This is a genomic window from Streptomyces minutiscleroticus (genome assembly GCF_014650875.1).
Lineage (GTDB): Bacteria > Actinomycetota > Actinomycetes > Streptomycetales > Streptomycetaceae > Streptomyces > Streptomyces minutiscleroticus.
Window position 1 is genome coordinate 1 of the sequence record NZ_BMVU01000058.1, and the last position, 21,322, is coordinate 21,322.

The following is a 21,322-nucleotide window of genomic DNA, read 5'->3' on the forward strand; positions in this document are numbered from 1 at the left end:
AAACGCCCGGTTACATTCCGAACCCGGAAGCTAAGCCTCACAGCGCCGATGGTACTGCAGGGGGGACCCTGTGGGAGAGTAGGACGCCGCCGAACAAATATTGGGAAAGCCCCACACCATTGGTGTGGGGCTTTCCGCATTTCCGGACCCTTTCCGGGACCTGTTCCAGATCTGCTTCCCCCGAGCCGTCCGCCGGCCTCATCCGTCAGGATCAGGCCGGCTTCCCCCGCCGCTCACAGGCGTCCCGCTGCCTTCAGGGCCAGATAGGCGTCCGCCAGCGCGGGCGCCAGATCGTCCGGTACGGCGTCGACGACGGTGACGCCGTACCGGGCCAGCTGGGCGGCGGTGCGGTCGCGTTCGGACTGGGCCTTTGCCGCGGCGGCGGCCTCGTACACCGCCTCCGTCGTGCCGCGTGCGGTGGCCATGGCGGCGATGTGCGGGTCCGCCACCGACGCCAGCAGCACCGTATGGCGCTGCGTGAGCTGGGGCAGCACGGGAAGCAGACCCTCCTCGACGGGGGCCGTGTCCAGGGCGGTGAGCAGGACGATCAGGGAGCGGCGGGGCGCCGTGCGCAGGGCGGTCGCCGTCAGGCCGCGGGCGTCGGTCTCGACGAGCTCGGGTTCGAGGTTCGCCATGGCGGTGACCAGCGACGGCAGGACGTCCGAGGCGGAGCGGCCCTGGACCAGGGCGCGTACCCGGCGGTCGTACGCCAGGAGGTCCACCCGGTCGCCGGCGCGCGAGGCGAGCGCGGCCAGCAGGAGTGCCGCGTCCAGGGCGGCGTCGAGGCGCGGGGCGTCGCCGACGCGGGCGGCCGCGGTGCGGCCCGTGTCCAGGACGACGAGGATGTGGCGGTCCCGTTCGGGGCGCCAGGTGCGGACGGCGACCGCGGACTGGCGGGCCGTCGCGCGCCAGTCGATGGAGCGGGTGTCGTCGCCGGGGACGTACTCGCGGAGGCTGTCGAACTCCGTGCCCTCGCCCCGCGTCAGCACGCTGGTCCGGCCGTCGAGCTCGCGCAGGCGGGCCAGCCTCGACGGCAGGTGCTTGCGGCTGGTGAACGGGGGCAGGACGCGTACCGTCCAGGGCACCTCGTGGCTGCCCTGGCGGGCGAACAGGCCGAGGGGGCCGTACGAGCGGACAGTGACGCGGTCCGCGTGGCGGTCGCCGCGGCGGGTGGGCCGCAGCCGCGTCGTGAGGCGGCGGCGCTCGCCGGGCGGCACCGTCACCGTGTGGCGGGACGCGGCGGTCTCCGTGCCCGGCTGCCAGCTGCTCGGCGGCCAGGCGTCGCGGACGCGGGCGCGCAGCGGGCGGCGGGACGGGTTGGTCACGGTCAGGGTGACGTCGGCGCTCTCGCCGAGCCGTACCGAGGTGTCGCCGGAGCGGACGAGGCCCAGACGGCGTACGGGGGCGGCCAGGGCGTAGTCGCAGGCGCACGCGAGCGCCAGGGGCGCGTTCACGGCGAGCATGCCCGTCCAGCTCGGCTCCCAGAGGCCGACCGGGAGGGAGCCGAGGGCCGCGAGGAGGGCGGCGCGTCCGGTGAGTGCCATCAGCGGGGAACGGGGACGTGGGCGAGGATCGCGTTGATGACCGAGTCGGCCGTCACGCCCTCCATCTCCGCCTCCGGGCGCAGGTGCACACGGTGGCGCAGGGTCGGCAGGGCGAGGGCCTTCACGTCGTCGGGGGTGACGTAGTCGCGGCCGGTCAGCCAGGCCCAGGCGCGGGCCGTGGACAGCAGGGCCGTGGCACCGCGCGGGGAGACGCCCAGGGTGAGGGAGGGCGACTCGCGGGTGGCGCGGCAGATGTCGACGACGTAGCCGGTGACCTCGGGGGAGACGGACGTCTTCGCGACGGCGGCGCGGGCCGCTTCGAGGTCGGCCGCGCTCGCCACGGGGCGTACGCCCGCGGCGCGCAGGTCGCGCGGGTCGAAGCCCTGGGCGTGCCTGGTGAGGACGTCGATCTCGTCCTGGCGGGAGGGCAGGGGGATCGTCAGCTTGAGCAGGAAGCGGTCCAGCTGGGCTTCCGGGAGGGGGTACGTGCCCTCGTACTCGACGGGGTTCTGCGTCGCGGCGACCAGGAACGGGTCGGGGAGCGCGCGCGGGGTGCCGTCGACCGTGACCTGGCGCTCCTCCATGGCCTCCAGCAGGGAGGACTGGGTCTTGGGCGGGGTGCGGTTGATCTCGTCGGCCAGCAGGAGGTTGGTGAAGACCGGGCCGGGCTGGAAGGAGAACTCCGCGGTGCGGGCGTCGTAGACGAGCGAGCCCGTGACGTCGCTCGGCATCAGGTCGGGGGTGAACTGCACGCGCTTGGTGTCGAGTTCGAGGGTGGCCGCCAGGGCGCGCACGAGCAGGGTCTTCGCGACGCCGGGTACGCCTTCGAGCAGGACGTGCCCGCGGCAGAGCAGGGCGACGACGAGACCGGTCACGGCGGGGTCCTGGCCGACCACGGCCTTGGCGATCTCGGCGCGCAGGGCTTCCAGGGCACCGCGGGCGGCGTCCGCGTCCCCGGTCGTCCCGGCGTTGTCGGTGGTCGGGTCCATCATGAACGGCGTACCTCTCTTTCGAGGGCGTCGAGGTGGTCTGCGAGGGAGACGAGGGCCGCGTCGTCGCGGGGCGGCGGCCCGAAGAGAAGGGACTGCGGGGCCTGTTCGCCGGCTCGTCCGGGGAGCCGGGAGGACAGGGCGGGGAGCAGGGCCTCGGGCGTGTGCGCCTGGGCGACGGGGACGCCGACGAGGGGGGCGAGGCGGGTGCGGGCGGCGGAGCGCAGGGCGTCCGCCGCGCGGTCGCGGGCGTCGGCCTTGTGGTAGAGGCGGGCGCGGCCCTCGGCGGTCTCGGAGGCGCGGACGACGACGGGGAGCCGTTCGGGGACGAGCCGGCCGAGGCGGCGGGCGCGCCACAGGGCGGCCAGGGCGGCCGCGACGAAGAGCTGGAGCGTGCCCCAGAGCCAGCCGGAGGGGAGCAGGTCGAAGAGGCCGCGCTGTCCCGTGTCGGGGGCGGTGCCGTCGGAGAGCGAGGGGAGGTACCAGACCAGGTGGGGACGCGAGCCGAGCAACTGCAGGGCGAGCGAGGCGTTGCCCCGTTCGTCGAGGCTGTCGTTGAGCAGGATGTCGGGGGCGCCCAGGACGACGGTGTCGCCGTCGCCCCCGGCGTCCGGGAGGCGCAGCAGGGTGGGCAGGCCGTCGCTCGGGTAGCAGGACTCGGCGCCGGGGGTGTCCGTGGTGTAGCGGAAGCCGCCGGTGTCGGCGGTGCCCGCGCGCCGGGCGGCGGGCAGGGAGCAGCGCGGCGCGAGCGTCGCCTCGTACGCGGGTGCCGCGTCGGCGGCGACGCCGGGGGCGAGGGTGGCGACGGACGGGCCGGGGGCGACGAGGAGCGTGCGGCCGCCGGAGTCCGCGGTCGCGGCGCGGAGCCGGGAGAGCTGGTCAGGCGTCAGCAGGTCGGGCACGGCGACCAGGAGGGTGGTGTCGGGACCGGCCGCCGCGCGGGCCCGGTCGAGGGTGGTCACCACGCGCGTGGAGACCCCGCGGTCGGCGAGGAGTTCGGCGACGGCCCGGCTGCCGTAGGGGGTGGCGGAGCGCGGGTCGAGGCTGCCGCGCTGCTCGCCGGAGCGGACCACGGCGATGACGGCGGCGCCCACGAGGAGGACCACGAGCGCGAGCACGATCCCCCGGGTACGCGTCCACAGCTGGCGGGCGGTGGGCGAGGCCGAGGTGGAGGGGAGGGCGGCCCCGGTGGTCATTCGGCGGCTCCGGGGCCGGTGCGGACGGTGTCGGGGGCGCCGTCGCCGACGAGGACCGGCCTGCTGCGCTCCACGTCCCGGTCGAGTGCGGTGAGGCGGTCGTACGTCTGTCGGGTCGCGGCCCGCCCGCCGTACGCGACGTCGTCGAAGTCCCGGGCGGCGGCGCGCAGTTCCCCGGAGTGCGCGGGGAGGGCGCGGGCGGCCTCGGCGGCCGCCTCGTCGGCGGTGCGGCCGGGGCGGACGTCGAGCAGGGCGCGCTCCTCCAGAGAGCGGACGATGGCGCGCATGCGCTCCTGGACGGCCTGGTTCCAGTGGCCCTGGGCGGCGTGCGCCTCGGCGGCGGCGCGGTGCTCGGCCGCGGTGCGGGGCCGGTCCTCGAAGAGCGCGGCGGCCGGCGCGGGGGTGCGGCGGGGGCCGCCCAGGCGCCACCAGAGCAGGGCTATGAGCGCCAGGGCGGCGAGGACGACGATCAGCAGGCCGAGCGAGCCCCCGGGCGTCGCGGAGGCGGCGCGGGAGAAGAGGTCCCCGACCCAGTCCCAGAAGGCGTTCAGGGTGCGTTGGACCAGGCCGGGGTCGTCCTCGTGGTACATCCGCCGCGACAGTTCGCGACGGGCCGCCTCCCGCGCGGGGTCGCGCGGGACCGTGACCGGTGGTGCGTCGTCGGCGTACGGCAGTGCCCGCACGCCGGTGCCGCCGGACCGCGGCGGCCCGAGGGCCACCGGGAGAACTCCCCCCGCCATGGACACCCCGTCAGCTCCCGGGCGTGGTGCCGGGCGCACCCGGGCCGCCGGTGCCGTACTCCTCGACGCCGGCGGCGCGGGCCAGTTCGAGGTCGAGGGCCTCGCGGCGGATGCGCTGGTCGATGTAGAGGAGCACGGTGACGCCCGCGGTGATCGGGAAGGTGAGCGTGGAGCCGATCACCGAGCCGATGCCGCCGATGATCAGGAACGTCCAGCCGGCGCCGCCGCTGCCCTCCACGAAGCCGCTGAGCCCCTCGCCGCTCAGGGCCGCGGCCAGGAAGGTGAACGGGATCACGGTGATCGAGGCGACGACGTTCGCGATGACCGTGGCGAGCAGCTGGATGCCGAAGACCCGCCACCACGCGCCGCGGACCAGCTTGGTGGAGCGGACCAGCGACTTCGGGATGCCCTGCTTCTCCAGCATCAGGGCGGGGGAGGCGAGCGAGAAGCGGACGAGCAGCCACGTCGCGACGACGGCCGCGGCCAGGCCGCCGAGGACGGCGAGCGCCACCCCGCCCCCGCCGCCGCCCGCGGCGACGACGAGCAGGCCGGGCACGGTGCCGACGAAGACGATGCCGAGGCCGATGACCGGCAGCAGCAGGGTCAGGCCGAGGAGCCGCAGGAGCTGGGGGCGAGCGTCGCGCCACGCCTCGCCGAGGGTCACCTGCCTGCCGAGGACGGCGCGGCTGGTGACGGTCGTCAGCAGGGCCGTGGCGACGATGGTGCCCAGCAGGGAGATCAGCAGGACGACACCGGAGGTCAGCATGGTGTCGGTGAAGGCCTGGCTCAGCTCGTCGACCGTGGCGCTCGGGTCGCTGAGGACCGCGGCGCTGCCGTCGTCGGCCAGGACGAAGCGCTGGAGCAGGATGACGGCGACCTGCGTGACGACGGCGACGGCCAGCGAGATGCCCAGCACGGTCCGCCAGTACGTGCGCATGGTCGACACGGCGCCGTCGAGGATCTCGCCGATGCCGAGCGGGCGCAGCGGGATCACACCGGGCTTGGCCGCCGGGGGAGGCCCGCCCCAGCCGCCGCCCCAGCCGCCGGGGCCGTGTCCGCCGCCCCAGTTCCCGCCTCCGCCCGGAGCGGCGGGCGGAGGCCCGCCCCAGCCGGGACCGGGCGGAGGCGGGACCTGGCCGGGGACCCGGCCGCCGGGGGCGCTCCACTGCCCGGCGGGCGGCTGCTGCTCGGACCACTTCGAGGCAGGGCCGCCGGTGTCCGTACCCGGCGCCGGCTCCGCCGGCCGACCGGACTGTTCCGGTCGGCCTGCCGCGTCCTGCCGGTCCGTTCCGTCCGCCTGCCCGGGCAGGGCGGGGCGGTCCGCCGACTCGGAGGGACCGGGGCGGTCGGCGGGCCCGGCCGGACCGGAAGCGCCCGGTTCCCGTCCGCCGGAGGGGGCGGATCCGGGCGAGGCCCAGCCCGGAGTGTCTTTCATCGTCGCTCCTTCACGGTGCCCGTCCGCGGTCGCGGCGGCAGGTTGGCTGCCATCGTGCCACGGTGTGCCCGGAAAGTGACCGGTGGCCGTATGGGCTGCACACCTTCAATTGTCCGCCGGGTACGGGGCAGACTGGGCGGATGGCTGATCAGTACGCGCGATCCCGCGAGCACAGCGAGCCCACGGAGATATCTGCGATCCGGTGGGACGAACCGCCGGAAGGCCCCGTACTGGTCGTACTCGACCAGACGCGGCTGCCGGCCGAGGAGGTCGAGCTGGTGTGCACGGACGCACCGGCGCTGGTGGAGGCGATCCGTTCGCTCGCCGTGCGCGGCGCGCCGCTGCTCGGCATCGCCGGCGCCTACGGCGTCGCGCTCGCCGCCGCGCGTGGCTTCGACGTCGAGGAGGCCGCCGCCGCGCTGGCCGCGGCGCGGCCCACCGCGGTCAATCTCGCCGTCGGCGTGCACCGGGCGCGGACCGCCTACCACGCGGCCCTCGCCGAGACCGGCGACCAAGACAAGGCCGCCGAGGCGGCGCTCGCCGCGGCGCGGACGCTGCACCGGCAGGACGCCGAGGCCAGCAGGCGCATGGCCGGGCACGGCCTGGCACTGCTGGAGGAGCTCCTCCCCGGCGGCGGGCACCGCATCCTCACGCACTGCAACACCGGGGCGCTGATCTCCGGCGGCCAGGGCACGGCGTTCGGGGTGGTGCTGGCCGCGCACCGCGCGGGGCGGCTGCGCCGGCTGTGGGTGGACGAGACGCGGCCGATGCTGCAGGGCGCCCGGCTCACGGCGTACGAGGCGGCGCGCCACGGCATGGCGTACACGCTGCTCACCGACGACGCGGCGGGCTCGCTGTTCGCGGCCGGCGAGGTGGACGCCGTGCTGGTCGGCGCCGACCGCATCGCGGCCGACGGGTCGGTGGCGAACAAGGTGGGCACCTACCCGCTGGCGGTGCTGGCCCGCTACCACCACGTGCCGTTCGTCGTGGTGGCGCCGCTGACGACGGTGGACCTGGGCACGCCGGACGGGGCGTCCATCGAGATCGAGCAGCGTCCCGGGCACGAGGTGACCGAGATCACGGTCCCGCAGGTGCCGGTGGCGGGTCTGGGCGGCGGCACCCCGGTGGCCCCCCTGGGAACGCAGGCGTACAACCCCGCCTTCGACGTGACGCCGCCCGAGCTGGTGACGGCGATCGTCACCGAGGAGGGGGTCGTGTCGCCCGTGACGGGTGAGGCGCTGGACGAGCTGTGTGCGAGGTCACGCCGGGTGACCATGGGCTGATGGGATGATGGCGTTCATGAAGGGACGAGTCCTTGTCGTCGATGACGACACCGCACTGGCCGAGATGCTCGGCATCGTGTTGCGTGGCGAAGGTTTTGAGCCGTCTTTCGTGGCCGACGGCGACAAGGCGCTGGCCGCTTTCCGTGAGGCCAAACCCGATCTCGTGCTGCTCGACCTGATGCTGCCCGGCCGGGACGGCATCGAGGTGTGCCGCCTGATCAGGGCGGAGTCCGGCGTGCCGATCGTGATGCTCACGGCCAAGAGCGACACCGTGGACGTGGTGGTCGGCCTGGAGTCGGGCGCGGACGACTACATCGTGAAGCCGTTCAAGCCGAAGGAGCTGGTCGCGCGGATCCGCGCACGGCTGCGCAGGTCGGAGGAGCCGGCTCCCGAGCAGCTCGCCATCGGCGACCTCGTCATCGACGTGGCCGGTCACTCCGTGAAGCGGGAGGGGCAGTCGATCGCGCTGACGCCGCTGGAGTTCGACCTGCTGGTGGCGCTGGCGCGCAAGCCGTGGCAGGTGTTCACCCGCGAGGTCCTGCTCGAACAGGTCTGGGGCTACCGCCACGCGGCCGACACCCGCCTGGTCAACGTGCATGTGCAGCGGCTGCGCTCCAAGGTCGAGAAGGACCCGGAGCGGCCGGAGATCGTGGTGACCGTCCGTGGCGTCGGTTACAAGGCCGGACCGAGCTGACATGGCGCAGGACAGCGCCGCTTCGGCGCCCGGCCGGCCGGGCGCCCGCTCGGGGCGGCCTGTCGGCCGGGGGACGGCGGGCTCCCGCTGGGCACGGTTCCTGGAGAGCGGGCTGCTCGAGGGCGGGGTCCAGGGCAGCCCGGTCATCCGGCTGCTCATGCGCTGGGTGCGCCGCCCGCTGCTGCCCGTCATACGGCTGTGGCGGCGCAACATCCAGCTCAAGGTCGTCGTCACGACCCTGCTGATGTCCCTGGGCGTCGTCCTGCTGCTGGGCTTCGTCGTCATCGGGCAGGTGCGCAACGGCCTGCTGGACGCCAAGGTGAAGGCATCGCAGAGCCAGGCCACGGGCGGTTTCACGGCCGCGGGCCAGGCCGCCGACAACGCGGCGAACGCGGCCGGGAGCGAGTCCGCGGACCCGGACGCCGCCTCGGTGCAGAACGTCAGCGAGTGGATGAGCAACCTCGTGCAGTCCCTCTCCAGCGGCGGCCAGGGCGCGTTCGACGTGGTGACGCTCAGCCCGGCCGCCGCGGACAGCGGCACCGGGGGCCTCGGCCCGCGCGCCTCGGGCGGCGTGAGCTGGGACCGCAGCGTGCCGGTGGAGCTGCGCCGGCGCGTCGAGACGGGCACCGGTGCGATCCAGAGCTACACGCGCGTCGCGTACACCAACGACCGGGACCCCCAGCCCGCGCTGATCATCGGCAAGCGGGTCACCGACCCCAACGGCAACCCGTACCAGCTGTACTTCCTCTTCCCGCTCACCCAGGAGGAGAAGTCGCTGAGCCTGGTCAAGGGGACCCTCGCCACGGCCGGGCTGTTCGTCGTGGTGCTCCTGGGCGCCATCGCCTGGCTGGTGGTGCGCCAGGTCGTCACCCCCGTACGGATGGCGGCGGGCGTCGCCGAGCGGCTGTCCGCCGGGCGCCTGCAGGAGCGGATGAAGGTCACCGGCGAGGACGACATCGCGCGGCTCGGCGAGGCCTTCAACAAGATGGCGCAGAACCTCCAGCTGAAGATCTCGCAGCTGGAGGACCTGTCGCGGATGCAGCGGCGGTTCGTCTCCGACGTCTCGCACGAGCTGCGCACGCCGCTGACGACCGTACGGATGGCGGCCGACGTCATCCACGAGGCGCGGGAGGACTTCGACCCCGTCACCGCGCGGTCGGCCGAGCTGCTCGCGGACCAGCTGGACCGGTTCGAGTCGCTGCTGGCGGACCTGCTGGAGATCAGCCGGTTCGACGCGGGCGCGGCCGCCCTGGAGGCGGAGCCGATAGACCTGCGGGAGGTCGTGCGCCGGGTCGTCAGCGGCGCCGAGCCGCTCGCCGAGCGCAAGGGCACGCGCATCCGCGTCGTCGGCGACCAGCAGCCCGTGGTCGCCGAGGCGGACGCCCGGCGCGTGGAGCGCGTACTGCGCAACCTCGTGGTCAACGCCGTCGAGCACGGCGAGGGCAAGGACGTCGTGGTGAAGATGGCCGCCGCGGGCGGGGCCGTCGCGGTCGCCGTGCGCGACTACGGCGTGGGCCTCAAGCCCGGCGAGGCGACCCGCGTGTTCAGCCGCTTCTGGCGGGCCGACCCGGCCCGCGCGCGGACCACCGGCGGGACGGGCCTGGGGCTGTCCATCGCCCTGGAGGACGCGCGGCTGCACGGCGGCTGGTTGCAGGCGTGGGGCGAGCCGGGCGGCGGCTCGCAGTTCCGGCTGACGCTGCCGCGGACCGCCGACGAGCCGCTGCGGGGCTCGCCCATCCCCCTGGAGCCCAAGGACTCGCGGCACCGCCGCGGGCTGGACGACGCGGGCCTGCCGCCCGCGGGCGGCAGCAAGCCGGCCACGGTGCCGGCGCAGCCGGACCGGGAGCGCGCGGTGCCGCCGATACCGGCGAGGGCGCCGCTGTCGTCCCACCCGGGGACCGTCGTGGACCCCACGGCGCTGCCCGGCAGCGGCGCGCGCGTGGTGCCCCGGCCCGCGGGCGAGGTCCGGGACGCCGGCGCGGTGAACGGCCCGCCGGCACAGGACGGCGGCCCGTCCGGGAGCGGCGCGCCGTCTTCGGACGGCCGGGGCACGGGGACGGGTGCGGACGCCGGCGCGGAGCCGGAACGGCTGGAGCAAGGGGAGGCATTCCGTGGGCGCTGAGGGGAGCCGCCGGCGGCGCTCGCTGCGCGTGGGGGCGTACGTCGGCTGCGGCGCCGTGCTGCTGGCCGGGTGCGCCTCGATGCCGGACAGCGGGGACCTGCGCGGTGTGGAGGCCTCGCAGAGGTCGGACACGCAGGTGCGCGTCTTCGCGGTGCCGCCGCGCGAGAACGCCCGCCCCGCCGAGATCGTGCAGGGCTTCCTCGAGGCGCTGACCAGCGACGACGCTCAGTTCGAGACGGCGCGGAAGTACCTGACCGACAAGGCGTCGAAGACGTGGCGGCCGTTCGCGTCGACCACGGTGCTCGCCGAGGGACCGACCCCCCTGGTCGAGCGCGGCGGCAGCCACGAGGCGACGGGCGACTACACGTACACGCTCAGCGGCACCCGGGTCGCCGTGGTGGACGCCGAGCACGCCTACGAGCCCGACGACGGCGCGTACAACGGGACGGTCCACCTGGTCGAGGACGAGGCCGCCGACGGCAGCAAGCAGTGGCGCATCGACGCGCTGCCGCAGGGCCTGGTCATGGGCCGGTCCGACTTCCAGCGCAACTACGTGTCCGTCAACAAGTACTACTTCGCCTCCAACACCGGCACCGGCGAGCGGGAGCAGCTGGGCGCGGTCGCCGACCCGGTCTTCGTGCGCAAGAAGGTGGACTCGGTGACGCAGGTGGTGCGCGCGCTGCTGTCCGGCCCCACGCACTGGCTCGCGCCCGTGGTCCGCTCCAGCTTCCCCACCGGTACGGCGCTGAAGAAGGGCGTCGCGTCGCTGACGCCCGACAACCAGAACAAGCTGACCGTCCCGCTCAACGCGAAGGCCGACCGGGTCGGGCAGGGCCGGTGCGACGAGATGGCGGCCCAGCTGCTGTTCACCCTGCAGGATCTGACGCCCACCGGCGTCGAGGAGGTGGAGCTGCAGAAGTCGGACGGCTCGCGGCTGTGCGGGCTCGACGAGAAGCAGGCCGAGGTCATCGCCTCGCACGGCACCGCGCGGGACGTCGAGTACGAGTACTTCGTCGACGGCGAGCACCAGCTCGTGCGGCTCCCGGCCGGCGGCAGCGGCAAGGAGTTCGAGCCGGTGCCGGGCGCGCTCGGCGAGGGCGGGCAGACGCTGCGGGCGGCGGCCGTGTCGCGGGACGAGGACACCGCCGCGGGGGTGTCGCTCGACGGGCGGTCGCTGTACGTCGCCTCGCTCGCGTCGGGCAGCTCGCTCGGGGAGCCCGTGCTCAGCAGCGGGGCCGGTTCGGAGAACGACGGGCTGACCACGCCGAGCTGGGACCCCGACGGCAATCTGTGGGTGGCCGACCGCGACCCCGACGACGAGCGGCTGCTCATGCTGGAGCAGGGCCGGGGCGAGCCGGTGGAGGTCCGCACGCCCGGTCTCGACGGGCGCATCGAGGCGGTGCGGGTGGCCGCCGACGGGGTCCGCGTCGCCCTGATCGTCGCCAAGGGCGACAGGACGTCCCTGCTCATAGGGCGTCTCGAACGGCAGACCGGGGACGAGGGCCGGACGACGGCGTCCCTGTACGAGCTGCGGTCGGTGGTACCGAGCCTGGAGGAGGTCAAGGCCATGTCGTGGGCCGGCGACAGCCGCCTCGTGGTGGTCGGGCGCGAGGCCGGCGGCGTGCAGCAGATGCGGTACGTGCAGGTCGACGGGTCCACCCCGACCAGCTCCGCGCCCGCCGCGCCGACCGGTGTCCAGGAGGTCGCCGCGGCCGAGAACGAGCAGCTTCCGCTGCTGGCGCACTCCGAGGACGGCATCGTCAGGCTGTCCTCGGGCGCACAGTGGCAGACCGTGGTGGACGAGGGGACGGCGCCGGTCTATCCGGGGTGACGCCGGGAGCCGTCCCGGGTCCGTCCGGGACGGCGCCGGTCCGTCCGGGTGACGCCGGGGCCGAGGTCCGGCCCAGGTCTGTTCCGGAGACCGAGGTCCGTCCGGGGCGACACCGGGACGGCGGCCCGTGGGCGGCGGCCGCGTCCCGTTGTCCACAGGCGGTTGTCCACAGGGGTGGTCCGGCGGCGCGTGCGTGGGCACAGTGGTGCCCATGCGGAGGTGGTGGCAGGACCTCACCGACCTGGTCCTGCCGGCCGAGTGCGGAGGCTGCGGGCGGGGGCGCACGGTGCTGTGCCCGCGGTGCCGCGCCGTCCTGGGCGGGACCGCGCCGTGCCGGGTGCGCCCCCGGCCGGAGCCGCGGGGCCTGCCCGTGGTGCACGCCGCCGCCCCGTACGCGGACGAGGTACGGGCCGTACTGCTCGCGCACAAGGAGCGGGGCGCGCTGCCGCTGGCCGCCCCGCTCGGCGCGGCCCTGGCGGGCGCGGTGCGGGCGGGACCGGCCTCCGCCGCGGCGGGCGGGGTGGCGCTCGTGCCCGTGCCCTCGGCCCGCGGGGCCGTGCGGGCGCGCGGGCACGACCCGGTGCGGCGGATCGCGCTGGCCGCCGCCGGGGAGCTGCGGCGGTCCGGGACGCCCGCGCGGGTCCTCGGCGTGCTGCGGCCGCGGCGTGCGGTGGCCGACCAGGCGGGGCTCGGCGCCCGGCGGCGGCTGGAGAACGTCGCGGGCGCCCTGACCGTGCCGGCGGCGGGTGCCCGGCTGCTCGCGGGATGCGGCCGCGTGGTCGTCGTGGACGATCTGATGACCACGGGAGCCACGTTGACGGAGGCGGCGCGAGCGCTGGGCGTTGCCCTCGCGAAAGCGGGGTACCTCGGAACGATGAGAGGGGCCGGGGAGGGAACGAAGATCTACGGACGGGTGACGGACGAAGCCGGTCGCGAGGAGATACCGGATCCGGCCCGGACAGGGGACGACCGGACGGAGAGGGCCGGCGGAATGTGCTGTGCGAACAGCGGGCGGTGCACGCTCGGCGCGGCGGTGGTGGCTGCTTCTCCCACGTCTTTCGAAATAAACGAGAACTGATTCCGTAGTTGCGTCGCCGCAGGTGGCGACGGGTTCAATTCATCGGAATGGAGGTACGGGCCAGTAGAGGGTGACGACATCCGTCCGAGCGAGATATGTTCGGTCATGAGGGAAAGGCTGACGCCCTCCCTCGTATATCCGAATGCCGTGACGCGGGTTTTTCCTCAATCACCCGCACCGGTGGGATGGAGATCTCGCGTACGGGGGAGGAGGAGGTGGAAGTCACCGAGTCCGAGGCTCCGGGACGCTCCGGGGCCGGTGCGAAATGGAGATGCCCCGCCACAGGAAGCGGGGCGATCCGGGAACGGAGTTCTGCGTGGACATCGTCGTCAAGGGCCGCAAGACCGAGGTGCCCGAGCGGTTCCGCAAACACGTGGCCGAGAAGCTGAAGCTGGAGAAGATCCAGAAGCTCGACGGCAAGGTGATCAGCCTCGACGTCGAGGTGTCCAAGGAGCCCAACCCCAGGCAGGCCGACCGCAGCGACCGGGTGGAGATCACCCTGCGGACCCGCGGACCTGTCATCCGGGCCGAGGCGGCCGCCAGCGACCCGTACGCGGCGCTGGACCTGGCGACCGACAAGCTCGACGCACGACTGCGCAAGCAGCACGACAAGCGCCGGACGCGGCGTGGCACCGGCAGGCTCTCGGCGGCCGACGTCGCCGACACCGTCCCCGACGTGGCCACGCTCGACGGCAACGGGGGAATCGTCCGGGAGCAGGAACCGGACGGCGTACCGGTCAAGAAGATCGGCTCCCTCGAGGTGAAGGGCGAAGGCCCGCTCGTGGTCCGGGAGAAGACGCACGTCGCCTCCCCCATGACGCTCGACCAGGCGCTCTACGAGATGGAGCTGGTCGGGCACGACTTCTATCTGTTCGTCGACTCCGAGACCAAGGAACCGAGCGTCGTCTACCGGCGGCACGCGTACGACTACGGCGTCATCCACCTCAGCACGGACCCGATGGTCGCCCAGGCGCAGAAGGCGCCCACCGGTGACACGCTCGGTGGCTGACCCGACCGGTGACGGCTGATCCGGTGCCCCTGGGCGCGTGCGCGGTCCCAGGGGCACCGGTGTGCGAGGAGTGGCGTTCCCGCGGCGTCGGCCGCGCCGTCGCGCGTGGCATGGAATCATGGCCGCTACGGCCCCAACCGGCGGGCCGCAGCCTCGGGTTGGCGATGGCGCGGGAACACGGCCACGGCCTCGCAGGGGGAGGGAACGATGACGGACAGCTTCGGACCGATGCGTGAAGAGGATGCCCACGACGGCGTCGTCGGCATGGGCCCGGACGCGGGCTCCCCGCGCAAGGAGCCCATCAGGGTCCTGGTGGTGGACGACCACGCTCTCTTCCGGCGGGGACTGGAGATCGTGCTGGCGGCCGAGGAGGACATCGAGGTCGTCGGGGAGGCCGGGGACGGCGCCGAGGCGGTGGACAAGGCCGCCGACCTGCTGCCCGACATCGTCCTGATGGACGTGCGGATGCCCCGGCGCGGCGGCATCGAGGCGTGCACCTCCATCAAGGAGGTGGCCCCCAGCGCGAAGATCATCATGCTGACGATCAGCGACGAGGAGGCCGACCTCTACGACGCGATCAAGGCCGGTGCGACCGGATACCTCCTCAAGGAGATCTCCACCGACGAGGTGGCGACGGCCATCCGTGCCGTGGCCGACGGGCAGTCGCAGATCAGCCCCTCGATGGCGTCGAAGCTGCTCACCGAGTTCAAGTCGATGATCCAGCGCACCGACGAGCGGCGCCTGGTGCCCGCGCCCCGGCTCACCGACCGCGAGCTGGAGGTCCTGAAGCTCGTCGCCACGGGGATGAACAACCGCGACATCGCCAAGGAGCTGTTCATCTCCGAGAACACGGTGAAGAACCACGTGCGCAACATCCTGGAGAAGCTGCAGCTGCACTCCCGGATGGAAGCGGTGGTGTACGCGATGCGCGAGAAGATCCTGGAGATCCGCTAGCGACGCGGAGGCGGGCCCGGGCCGCCTCCCGTCCGGTCGCCTCCCCGTCCGGCCTTCTCCCCCCTACAGGTTCCGGTCCCCGGCCGGCGGGACCGTGGACCCGCTCCTCGCCCCGGCGCTAGTCCAGCGCCCCGGACAGCGCGGCGATCAGAGGCGCACGCAGCTCCGGCGCGTCGACGCGCTCCACCCGGACATCGGTGCAGTCCACCCAGGTCGCGGCCTCCAGCAGGGCCTGGGCCGTGGCCGGAACCGCCTTCGGGCCGTCCAGCGTCACCTGCTTCGCGACCAGGGTGCGGCCCTCACGGGCCGGGTCCACGCGGCCGACGAGCCGGCCGCCCGCGAGCACCGGCATCGCGAAGTACCCGTGCACGCGCTTGGGACGCGGGACGTACGCCTCCAGGCGGTGGGTGAAGCCGAAGATCCGCTCCGTGCGCGCCCGTTCCCAGATCAGCGAGTCGAACGGCGACAGCAGCGTCGTGCGGTGGCGGCCGCGCGGCACCGTCTCCAGGGCCGCCGGGTCGGCCCAGGCCGGCTTCCCCCAGCCGCGCACGGTGACGGGCACCAGCCCCGAGTCCGCGATCACCGCGTCCACCTGCTCGGCCTTCAGCCGGTGGTAGTCGGCGATGTCCGCGCGCGTGCCGACCCCCAGGGACCGGCCGGCCAGGCGGACCAGGCGGCGCAGGCACTCGGCGTCGTCCAGCTCGTCGTGCAGCAGCTCCGCCGGGATCGCGCGCTCGGCCAGGTCGTACACCCGCTTCCAGCCGCGGCGCTCGACGCAGACCACCTCCCCGTACATCAGGGCGCGCTCGACGGCGACCTTCGCGCCCGACCAGTCCCACCACTCGCTGGTCCGCTTCGCGCCGCCCAGCTCCGTGGCGGTGAGCGGTCCCTCGGCGCGCAGCTGCTTGATCACCTGCTCGTAGGCGCCGTCGGGCAGCTCGTGGTTCCAGTGCGGGCGGGCGCGGTAGGCGCGGCGGCGGAACGCGAAGTGCGGCCACTCCTCCACGGGCAGGATGCAGGCCGCGTGCGACCAGTACTCGAAGGCGTGCGGCGCGCCGTCGGGGCCCGGCGTCCAGTAGGCGTCGTCCACGGTCCTGCGGCCGACGGCCCCCAGCCGCGCGTACGGGACGAGTTCGTGCGAGCGGGCCAGCACCGAGATCGTGTCCAGCTGGACCGCGCCCAGGTGCCGCAGCACTCCGCGGACGCCGCCCCTGCGGTCGGGCGCGCCCAGGAACCCCTGGGCGCGCAGGGCGATACGGCGTGCCTCGTCGGCGGAGAGCTCGGTGGCGGGACGCGGGAGACTCGTCATGCCCGCACGATAAGCGGTGCCACTGACAACGGACGGGATCCGTCCGGCGACGGAGGGGACCCGTCGCGCGAGGACCGGCGGGCCCGCGGGACGGCGGGGACCGGCGGGCCCGCACAGGGCGGGCCGGGGGGCGGCGGGTCCCCGCAGGGCCGGCCGCGAGCCGGCGGGGCCGCACAGGGCCGACCGCGTCCGGCGGGCCGGACGGACGTGAGCCGGCGGGTCCGCGGGCAGTCCGCGTCCGGGCGGCCGGGGGGCGGCGGGTCCGCGCGGGGCGGGGCGCGTCCGGTCAGCCGCGGGCCGGCAGGTACGGCGCCGTCGACGGCAGACCCAGGTCGTGCGGCAGCAGGGAGCCGACCCAGCAGTCGCGGCGCGTCCCCTTGTTGACGATCCCCGCGCGCAGCACGCCCTCCACGCGGAAGCCCGCGCGCTCGGCGACCGCCCGGGACGCCCCGTTGCCGACCTCCGCGCGCCACTCCACGCGGTCGGCGGCGATCCGCGTGAACGCCCAGCGGCAGACGGCGAGCGCGGCCTCGGTGACGTAGCCCCTGCCCCGGTGCTCCTTCGCCGCCCAGAAGCCGATCTCCACGACCCCCGCGGAGCGCGTCGTCAGGCCCAGCATGGCGACGAGCGCGCCGTCCTCGGGCAGGAAGGCGCCGAACGTGAACATCGAGTCGTCCGCCCATCCGTCGGGCACCATCTGCTCGGTGAAGCTCCGCGCGTGCTCGTACAGATAGGGCGAGGGGACCGTGGTCCAGCGCTGGATGTCGGGGTCCTGGGCCGCGGCGTGCACGGCGTCGGTGTCCTGCGGGCCGACGGTGCGCAGGAGGAGCCGCGGGGAGGTGAGGGTGACGGGGTCCATCGGCCGATTCTCGCGGGAGCGGCGGCGGGGCGGCCATTCGTTTGCCCTGCGTGAGCATGTGATTACTTTTTGGTACGGGAAAGCGGCACCTTCCGCGACTCCCGTGCGTTGTCCTGATGGCTGTCGTGGCCAGACCTCCCGGCCCGGTGCGGTCCTCGCTTACGATGGCCGTTGCTCGATCCGTCCGTTCACGACCCGACCGTCCCAGGCCCGACCGGCAAGGAGACAAACCCCCGTGTCCGTCCTCTCGAAGATCATGCGTGCAGGCGAAGGCAAGATCCTGCGCAAGCTGCACCGCATCGCGGACCAGGTCAACTCCATCGAAGAGGACTTCGTCGACCTCTCCGACGCCGAGCTGCGGGCCCTCACCGACGAGTACAAGCAGCGTTACCAGGACGGCGAGAGCCTGGACGACCTGCTGCCCGAGGCGTTCGCGACCGTCCGCGAGGCCGCCAAGCGCGTCCTGGGCCAGCGCCACTACGACGTGCAGCTCATGGGCGGTGCCGCGCTCCACCTCGGCTACGTGGCCGAGATGAAGACCGGTGAGGGCAAGACCCTGGTCGGCACCCTGCCCGCGTACCTGAACGCGCTGTCCGGGGACGGCGTCCACCTCATCACGGTCAACGACTACCTGGCCGAGCGCGACTCCGAGATGATGGGCCGCGTCCACAAGTTCCTGGGCCTGACCGTCGGCTGCATCCTCGCGAACATGACGCCGGCCCAGCGCCGCGAGCAGTACGCGTGCGACATCACCTACGGCACCAACAACGAGTTCGGCTTCGACTACCTGCGCGACAACATGGCGTGGTCGAAGGACGAGCTGGTGCAGCGCGGCCACAACTTCGCGATCGTCGACGAGGTCGACTCCATCCTCGTCGACGAGGCCCGTACGCCGCTGATCATCTCCGGCCCCGCCGACCAGGCCACCAAGTGGTACGGCGACTTCGCCAAGCTGGTCACGCGCCTGAAGAGGGGCGAGCCCGGCAACCCCCTGAAGGGCATCGAGGAGACCGGCGACTACGAGGTCGACGAGAAGAAGCGGACCGTGGCCATCCACGAGTCCGGCGTCTCCAAGGTCGAGGACTGGCTCGGCATCGACAACCTCTACGAGTCGGTCAACACGCCGCTGGTGGGCTACCTGAACAACGCCATCAAGGCCAAGGAGCTCTTCAAGAAGGACAAGGACTACGTCGTCATCGACGGCGAAGTCATGATCGTCGACGAGCACACCGGCCGTATCCTCGCCGGCCGCCGCTACAACGAGGGCATGCACCAGGCGATCGAGGCGAAGGAAGGGGTGGACATCAAGGACGAGAACCAGACGCTCGCCACGATCACCCTGCAGAACTTCTTCCGCCTCTACAACAAGCTCTCCGGCATGACCGGTACGGCGATGACCGAGGCCGCGGAGTTCCACCAGATCTACAAGCTCGGCGTCGTGCCGATCCCGACGAACAAGCCGATGATCCGCAAGGACCGCTCGGACCTGATCTACCGCACGGAGGTCGCCAAGTTCGACGCGGTGGTCGACGACATCGCCGAGAAGCACGAGAAGGGCCAGCCGATCCTCGTCGGCACCACCTCGGTCGAGAAGTCCGAGTACCTCTCGCAGCAGCTCAGCAAGCGCGGCATCCAGCACGAGGTGCTGAACGCCAAGCAGCACGACCGCGAGGCGACGATCGTCGCGCAGGCGGGCCGCAAGGGTGCCGTCACGGTCGCCACGAACATGGCCGGCCGCGGTACGGACATCAAGCTCGGCGGCAACCCCGAGGACCTCGCCGAGGCGGAGCTGCGCCAGCGCGGCCTCGATCCCGAGGAGCACATCGAGGAGTGGGCCGCGGCCCTGCCCGCCGCCCTGGAGCGCGCCGAGGCGGCCGTGAAGGCGGAGAACGAGGAGGTCAAGGAGCTCGGCGGGCTCTACGTCCTCGGCACCGAGCGGCACGAGTCCCGTCGTATCGACAACCAGCTGCGCGGTCGTTCCGGCCGCCAGGGCGACCCCGGCGAGTCCCGGTTCTACCTCTCCCTGGGCGACGACCTGATGCGCCTGTTCAAGGCGCAGATGGTGGAGCGCGTCATGTCGATGGCGAACGTCCCGGACGACGTGCCGATCGAGAACAAGATGGTCACCCGGGCCATCGCCTCCGCCCAGTCGCAGGTCGAGCAGCAGAACTTCGAGACCCGCAAGAACGTCCTGAAGTACGACGAGGTCCTCAACCGCCAGCGCGAGGTCATCTACGGCGAGCGCCGCCGTGTCCTGGAGGGCGAGGACCTGCAGGAGCAGATCCAGCACTTCATGGACGACACGATCGACGCCTACATCGCCGCCGAGACCGCCGAGGGCTTCGCCGAGGAGTGGGACCTGGACCGGCTGTGGGGCGCCTTCAGACAGCTCTACCCGGTGAAGGTCACCGTCGAGGAGCTGGAGGAGGCGGCGGGCGACCGCGCGGGCCTCACGGCGGAGTTCATCTCCGAGTCCGTCAAGGACGACATCCACGAGCAGTACGAGGCGCGCGAGGCGCAGCTCGGCTCCGAGATCATGCGTGAGCTGGAGCGCCGGGTCGTCCTCTCGGTGCTGGACCGCAAGTGGCGCGAGCACCTCTACGAGATGGACTACCTCCAGGAGGGCATCGGCCTGCGCGCCATGGCGCAGAAGGACCCGCTGGTCGAGTACCAGCGCGAGGGCTTCGACATGTTCACCGCCATGATGGAGGGCATCAAGGAGGAGTCCGTCGGCTACCTGTTCAACCTGGAGGTCCAGGTCGAGCAGCAGGTCGAGGAGGTCCCGGTCGAGGACGCCGCGCCGTCGCTCACCAAGGAGGAGGACGCGGTGCCCGCGGGCGCCCGTCCGGAGATCCGCGCCAAGGGCCTGGACGCGCCGCAGCGGCCGGACCGGCTGCACTTCTCCGCGCCGACCGTCGACGGCGAGGGCGGCGTCGTCGAGGGCGACTTCGCCAACGGCGACGAGCCGGTGCGGTCGGAGGCGGACGGCCTCACCCGCGCGGAGCGCCGCAAGCAGCAGAAGGGTCGCCGCCGCAAGAAGTGAGGGCGGCGTCCCGCCGGGGCGTACGGAACGGCGAAGGGCCGGGCATCGGAGGATGCCCGGCCCTTCGCCGTGTGCGGTGGCCCCTCGCCGTGTGTGGTGGTCCTCGGCTGGTCGGTGATCTCGGTGATCCCCCGGGGCTGGTCAGTGGGGGCTGGTCCGTGGGGTCGGTTTCGGCTCTGCCGGTGGGCGGGCGCGGTCAGGCGCCGGGGGCGGTGTGTGGTGGGTGGGGGACGCCCAGTTCCACGGCCGTGCAGCGCCAGCGCAGGTCGGCGCCCTGTTCCAGGCGGAAGGCCAGGGCGCGGAGCTGTTCGCCCGCGCCGATGCGGGCGAACACCTCGAGCGCGCCGGTGCGCGGGACGTAGTAGCCGATGTCGCGGACCACCGGCCGGGCGCCGTGGGTGCGCAGCGGGCCGTGTTCGGCGAGCCGCGCCAGCTCGTCGTAGGCGCGGCCGGCGGTGTGGCGGAGCATGCAGTGCACGGGGCGCTGACCGCTCAGGACGGCGAGGAGGCGGTCGGCGAAGAGGTCGGTGGGACGGACGCCCGCGCCGGCCCCCGGGCCCGGGACCGTGCCCGGACCTGTCCCCGGGCCCGTCCCCGGGATCGTGGGGGGAGCCGCGGGCGGGCGGTCGCCGCCCGGGGTCCTGCGGGGCGGGGTCCCGCCGGGGCGGCGGGTGTCGCGGCGGCCCGGCGGGCGGGTGCCCGCGCCCGGCGTCGACCTCGGGGTCCGTCCCGTCCTCGCGTCCGGCCTCAGGACCCGCTCCGTCCCCGTGTTCGGCTTGGGGGTGGCTCCCGTGCCCGTGCCCGTGTCCGGCCTCGGGCCTCCCGTTCCCGCGTCCGCCCCCGGGGCCGGTCCCGTCTCCGTGTCCGGCCTCGGACCTCCCGTTCCCGGGGCCGGCGTTGCCGTCGTCGCCGGGCCCGTCCCTGTCATTGTCCCCGTCCCCGGACCGGTCCTCGTCCTCGTCCTCGTCCTCGTCCTCGTCATCACCTTGTTCATGCGGCGTCCCCGTTCCGTGAGACCCGGTGAATACCGGGCGGTAACTCTCGTCGGGGGTTCTTGTACGGGGGCGGAGGGGCGCGTCGCAAGGGGCGCCGGAACCGGCCCGGCCCATGCGGAAAGTTCGCCTTCCCGGGTGAACGGGAGGCGGACACGCCCTGGAAGACAGGGGTGTGCCGTACGCGTCACGGGCGCAGGGTTGACGCCGGGGGCGGGGCCGGTGGGAACCCGAAAGGGGACGG

16 protein-coding genes and 1 rRNA gene are annotated in these 21,322 nt (G+C 73.7%); 9 read left to right on the forward strand and 8 right to left on the reverse strand.

What is annotated here, in order from left to right; translation table 11 throughout:
* A 5S ribosomal RNA gene (gene rrf, locus IE271_RS33785) occupies positions 1-95 on the forward strand; the annotation flags it as partial.
* 138 nt (positions 96-233) lie between these two features.
* Here the strand turns inward: rrf and IE271_RS33790 are convergent.
* The 5 genes from IE271_RS33790 to IE271_RS33810 are packed head-to-tail and all read right to left on the reverse strand — an operon-like array spanning position 234 to position 5,904.
* On the reverse strand, positions 234-1,544 hold the full coding sequence (locus tag IE271_RS33790; RefSeq protein ID WP_190194304.1) for a DUF58 domain-containing protein: 1,311 nt from the start codon (positions 1,542-1,544) through the stop codon (positions 234-236).
* A complete protein-coding gene (locus IE271_RS33795) occupies positions 1,544-2,533 on the reverse strand; it encodes an AAA family ATPase (protein WP_190194323.1) in 990 nt (329 codons plus the stop codon). The genes IE271_RS33790 and IE271_RS33795 overlap by 1 nt, the downstream gene beginning before the upstream one ends.
* A complete protein-coding gene (locus tag IE271_RS33800) occupies positions 2,533-3,729 on the reverse strand; it encodes a DUF4350 domain-containing protein (protein WP_190194305.1) in 1,197 nt (398 codons plus the stop codon). Before IE271_RS33800 ends, IE271_RS33795 begins: the two co-directional genes overlap by 1 nt.
* On the reverse strand, positions 3,726-4,469 hold the full coding sequence (locus IE271_RS33805) for a DUF4129 domain-containing protein (RefSeq protein ID WP_190194306.1): 744 nt from the start codon (positions 4,467-4,469) through the stop codon (positions 3,726-3,728). The genes IE271_RS33800 and IE271_RS33805 overlap by 4 nt, the downstream gene beginning before the upstream one ends.
* Positions 4,470-4,479: 10 nt before the next feature.
* Positions 4,480-5,904 (reverse strand): DUF7847 domain-containing protein, encoded by a 1,425-nt coding sequence (locus tag IE271_RS33810; RefSeq protein WP_190194307.1) that lies wholly within the window; start codon positions 5,902-5,904, stop codon positions 4,480-4,482.
* Positions 5,905-6,044: 140 nt separating this feature from the next.
* On the opposite strand from IE271_RS33810, the gene mtnA reads away from it, so the two are divergent.
* The 7 genes from mtnA to IE271_RS33845 all read left to right on the forward strand — a co-directional run bounded on the left by mtnA (position 6,045) and on the right by IE271_RS33845 (position 14,875).
* A complete protein-coding gene (gene mtnA, locus IE271_RS33815; protein ID WP_190194308.1) occupies positions 6,045-7,187 on the forward strand; it encodes an S-methyl-5-thioribose-1-phosphate isomerase in 1,143 nt (380 codons plus the stop codon).
* 4 nt (positions 7,188-7,191) lie between these two features.
* The gene (gene mtrA, locus IE271_RS33820; protein WP_189823911.1) at positions 7,192-7,881 is read left to right on the forward strand and encodes a two-component system response regulator MtrA; all 690 of its coding nucleotides are present in this window, start codon (positions 7,192-7,194) and stop codon (positions 7,879-7,881) included.
* A gap of 1 nt (position 7,882) precedes the next feature.
* Complete coding sequence (mtrB, locus tag IE271_RS33825) at positions 7,883-10,003, forward strand: MtrAB system histidine kinase MtrB (RefSeq protein ID WP_190194309.1); 2,121 nt, start codon at positions 7,883-7,885, stop codon at positions 10,001-10,003.
* The gene (locus IE271_RS33830) at positions 9,993-11,834 is read left to right on the forward strand and encodes an LpqB family beta-propeller domain-containing protein (protein WP_190194310.1); all 1,842 of its coding nucleotides are present in this window, start codon (positions 9,993-9,995) and stop codon (positions 11,832-11,834) included. The genes mtrB and IE271_RS33830 overlap by 11 nt, the downstream gene beginning before the upstream one ends.
* 211 nt (positions 11,835-12,045) lie before the next feature.
* On the forward strand, positions 12,046-12,912 hold the full coding sequence (locus tag IE271_RS33835; protein WP_190194311.1) for a ComF family protein: 867 nt from the start codon (positions 12,046-12,048) through the stop codon (positions 12,910-12,912).
* A 316-nt stretch (positions 12,913-13,228) separates the two neighbouring features.
* The gene (gene hpf, locus IE271_RS33840; protein WP_373308880.1) at positions 13,229-13,921 is read left to right on the forward strand and encodes a ribosome hibernation-promoting factor, HPF/YfiA family; all 693 of its coding nucleotides are present in this window, start codon (positions 13,229-13,231) and stop codon (positions 13,919-13,921) included.
* A 207-nt stretch (positions 13,922-14,128) separates the two neighbouring features.
* Positions 14,129-14,875, forward strand: a complete 747-nt coding sequence (locus IE271_RS33845; protein WP_190194313.1) for a response regulator — start codon at positions 14,129-14,131, stop codon at positions 14,873-14,875.
* Between the two features lie 118 nt (positions 14,876-14,993).
* Here IE271_RS33845 and IE271_RS33850 read toward each other — a convergent pair whose 3' ends face one another.
* Together IE271_RS33850 and IE271_RS33855 are read right to left on the reverse strand one after the other, a co-directional pair.
* Positions 14,994-16,184, reverse strand: coding sequence for a winged helix-turn-helix domain-containing protein (locus tag IE271_RS33850; protein WP_190194314.1), 1,191 nt, complete (start codon positions 16,182-16,184; stop codon positions 14,994-14,996).
* A gap of 286 nt (positions 16,185-16,470) precedes the next feature.
* Positions 16,471-17,043 (reverse strand): GNAT family N-acetyltransferase, encoded by a 573-nt coding sequence (locus IE271_RS33855; RefSeq protein WP_190194315.1) that lies wholly within the window; start codon positions 17,041-17,043, stop codon positions 16,471-16,473.
* Between the two features lie 235 nt (positions 17,044-17,278).
* On the opposite strand from IE271_RS33855, the gene secA reads away from it, so the two are divergent.
* Complete coding sequence (secA, locus tag IE271_RS33860; RefSeq protein WP_190194316.1) at positions 17,279-20,086, forward strand: preprotein translocase subunit SecA; 2,808 nt, start codon at positions 17,279-17,281, stop codon at positions 20,084-20,086.
* A 196-nt stretch (positions 20,087-20,282) separates the two neighbouring features.
* Here the strand turns inward: secA and IE271_RS43440 are convergent, their stop codons facing one another.
* The gene (locus tag IE271_RS43440) at positions 20,283-21,080 is read right to left on the reverse strand and encodes an Rv3235 family protein (protein WP_308435233.1); all 798 of its coding nucleotides are present in this window, start codon (positions 21,078-21,080) and stop codon (positions 20,283-20,285) included.
* Positions 21,081-21,322 lie beyond the last annotated feature (242 nt).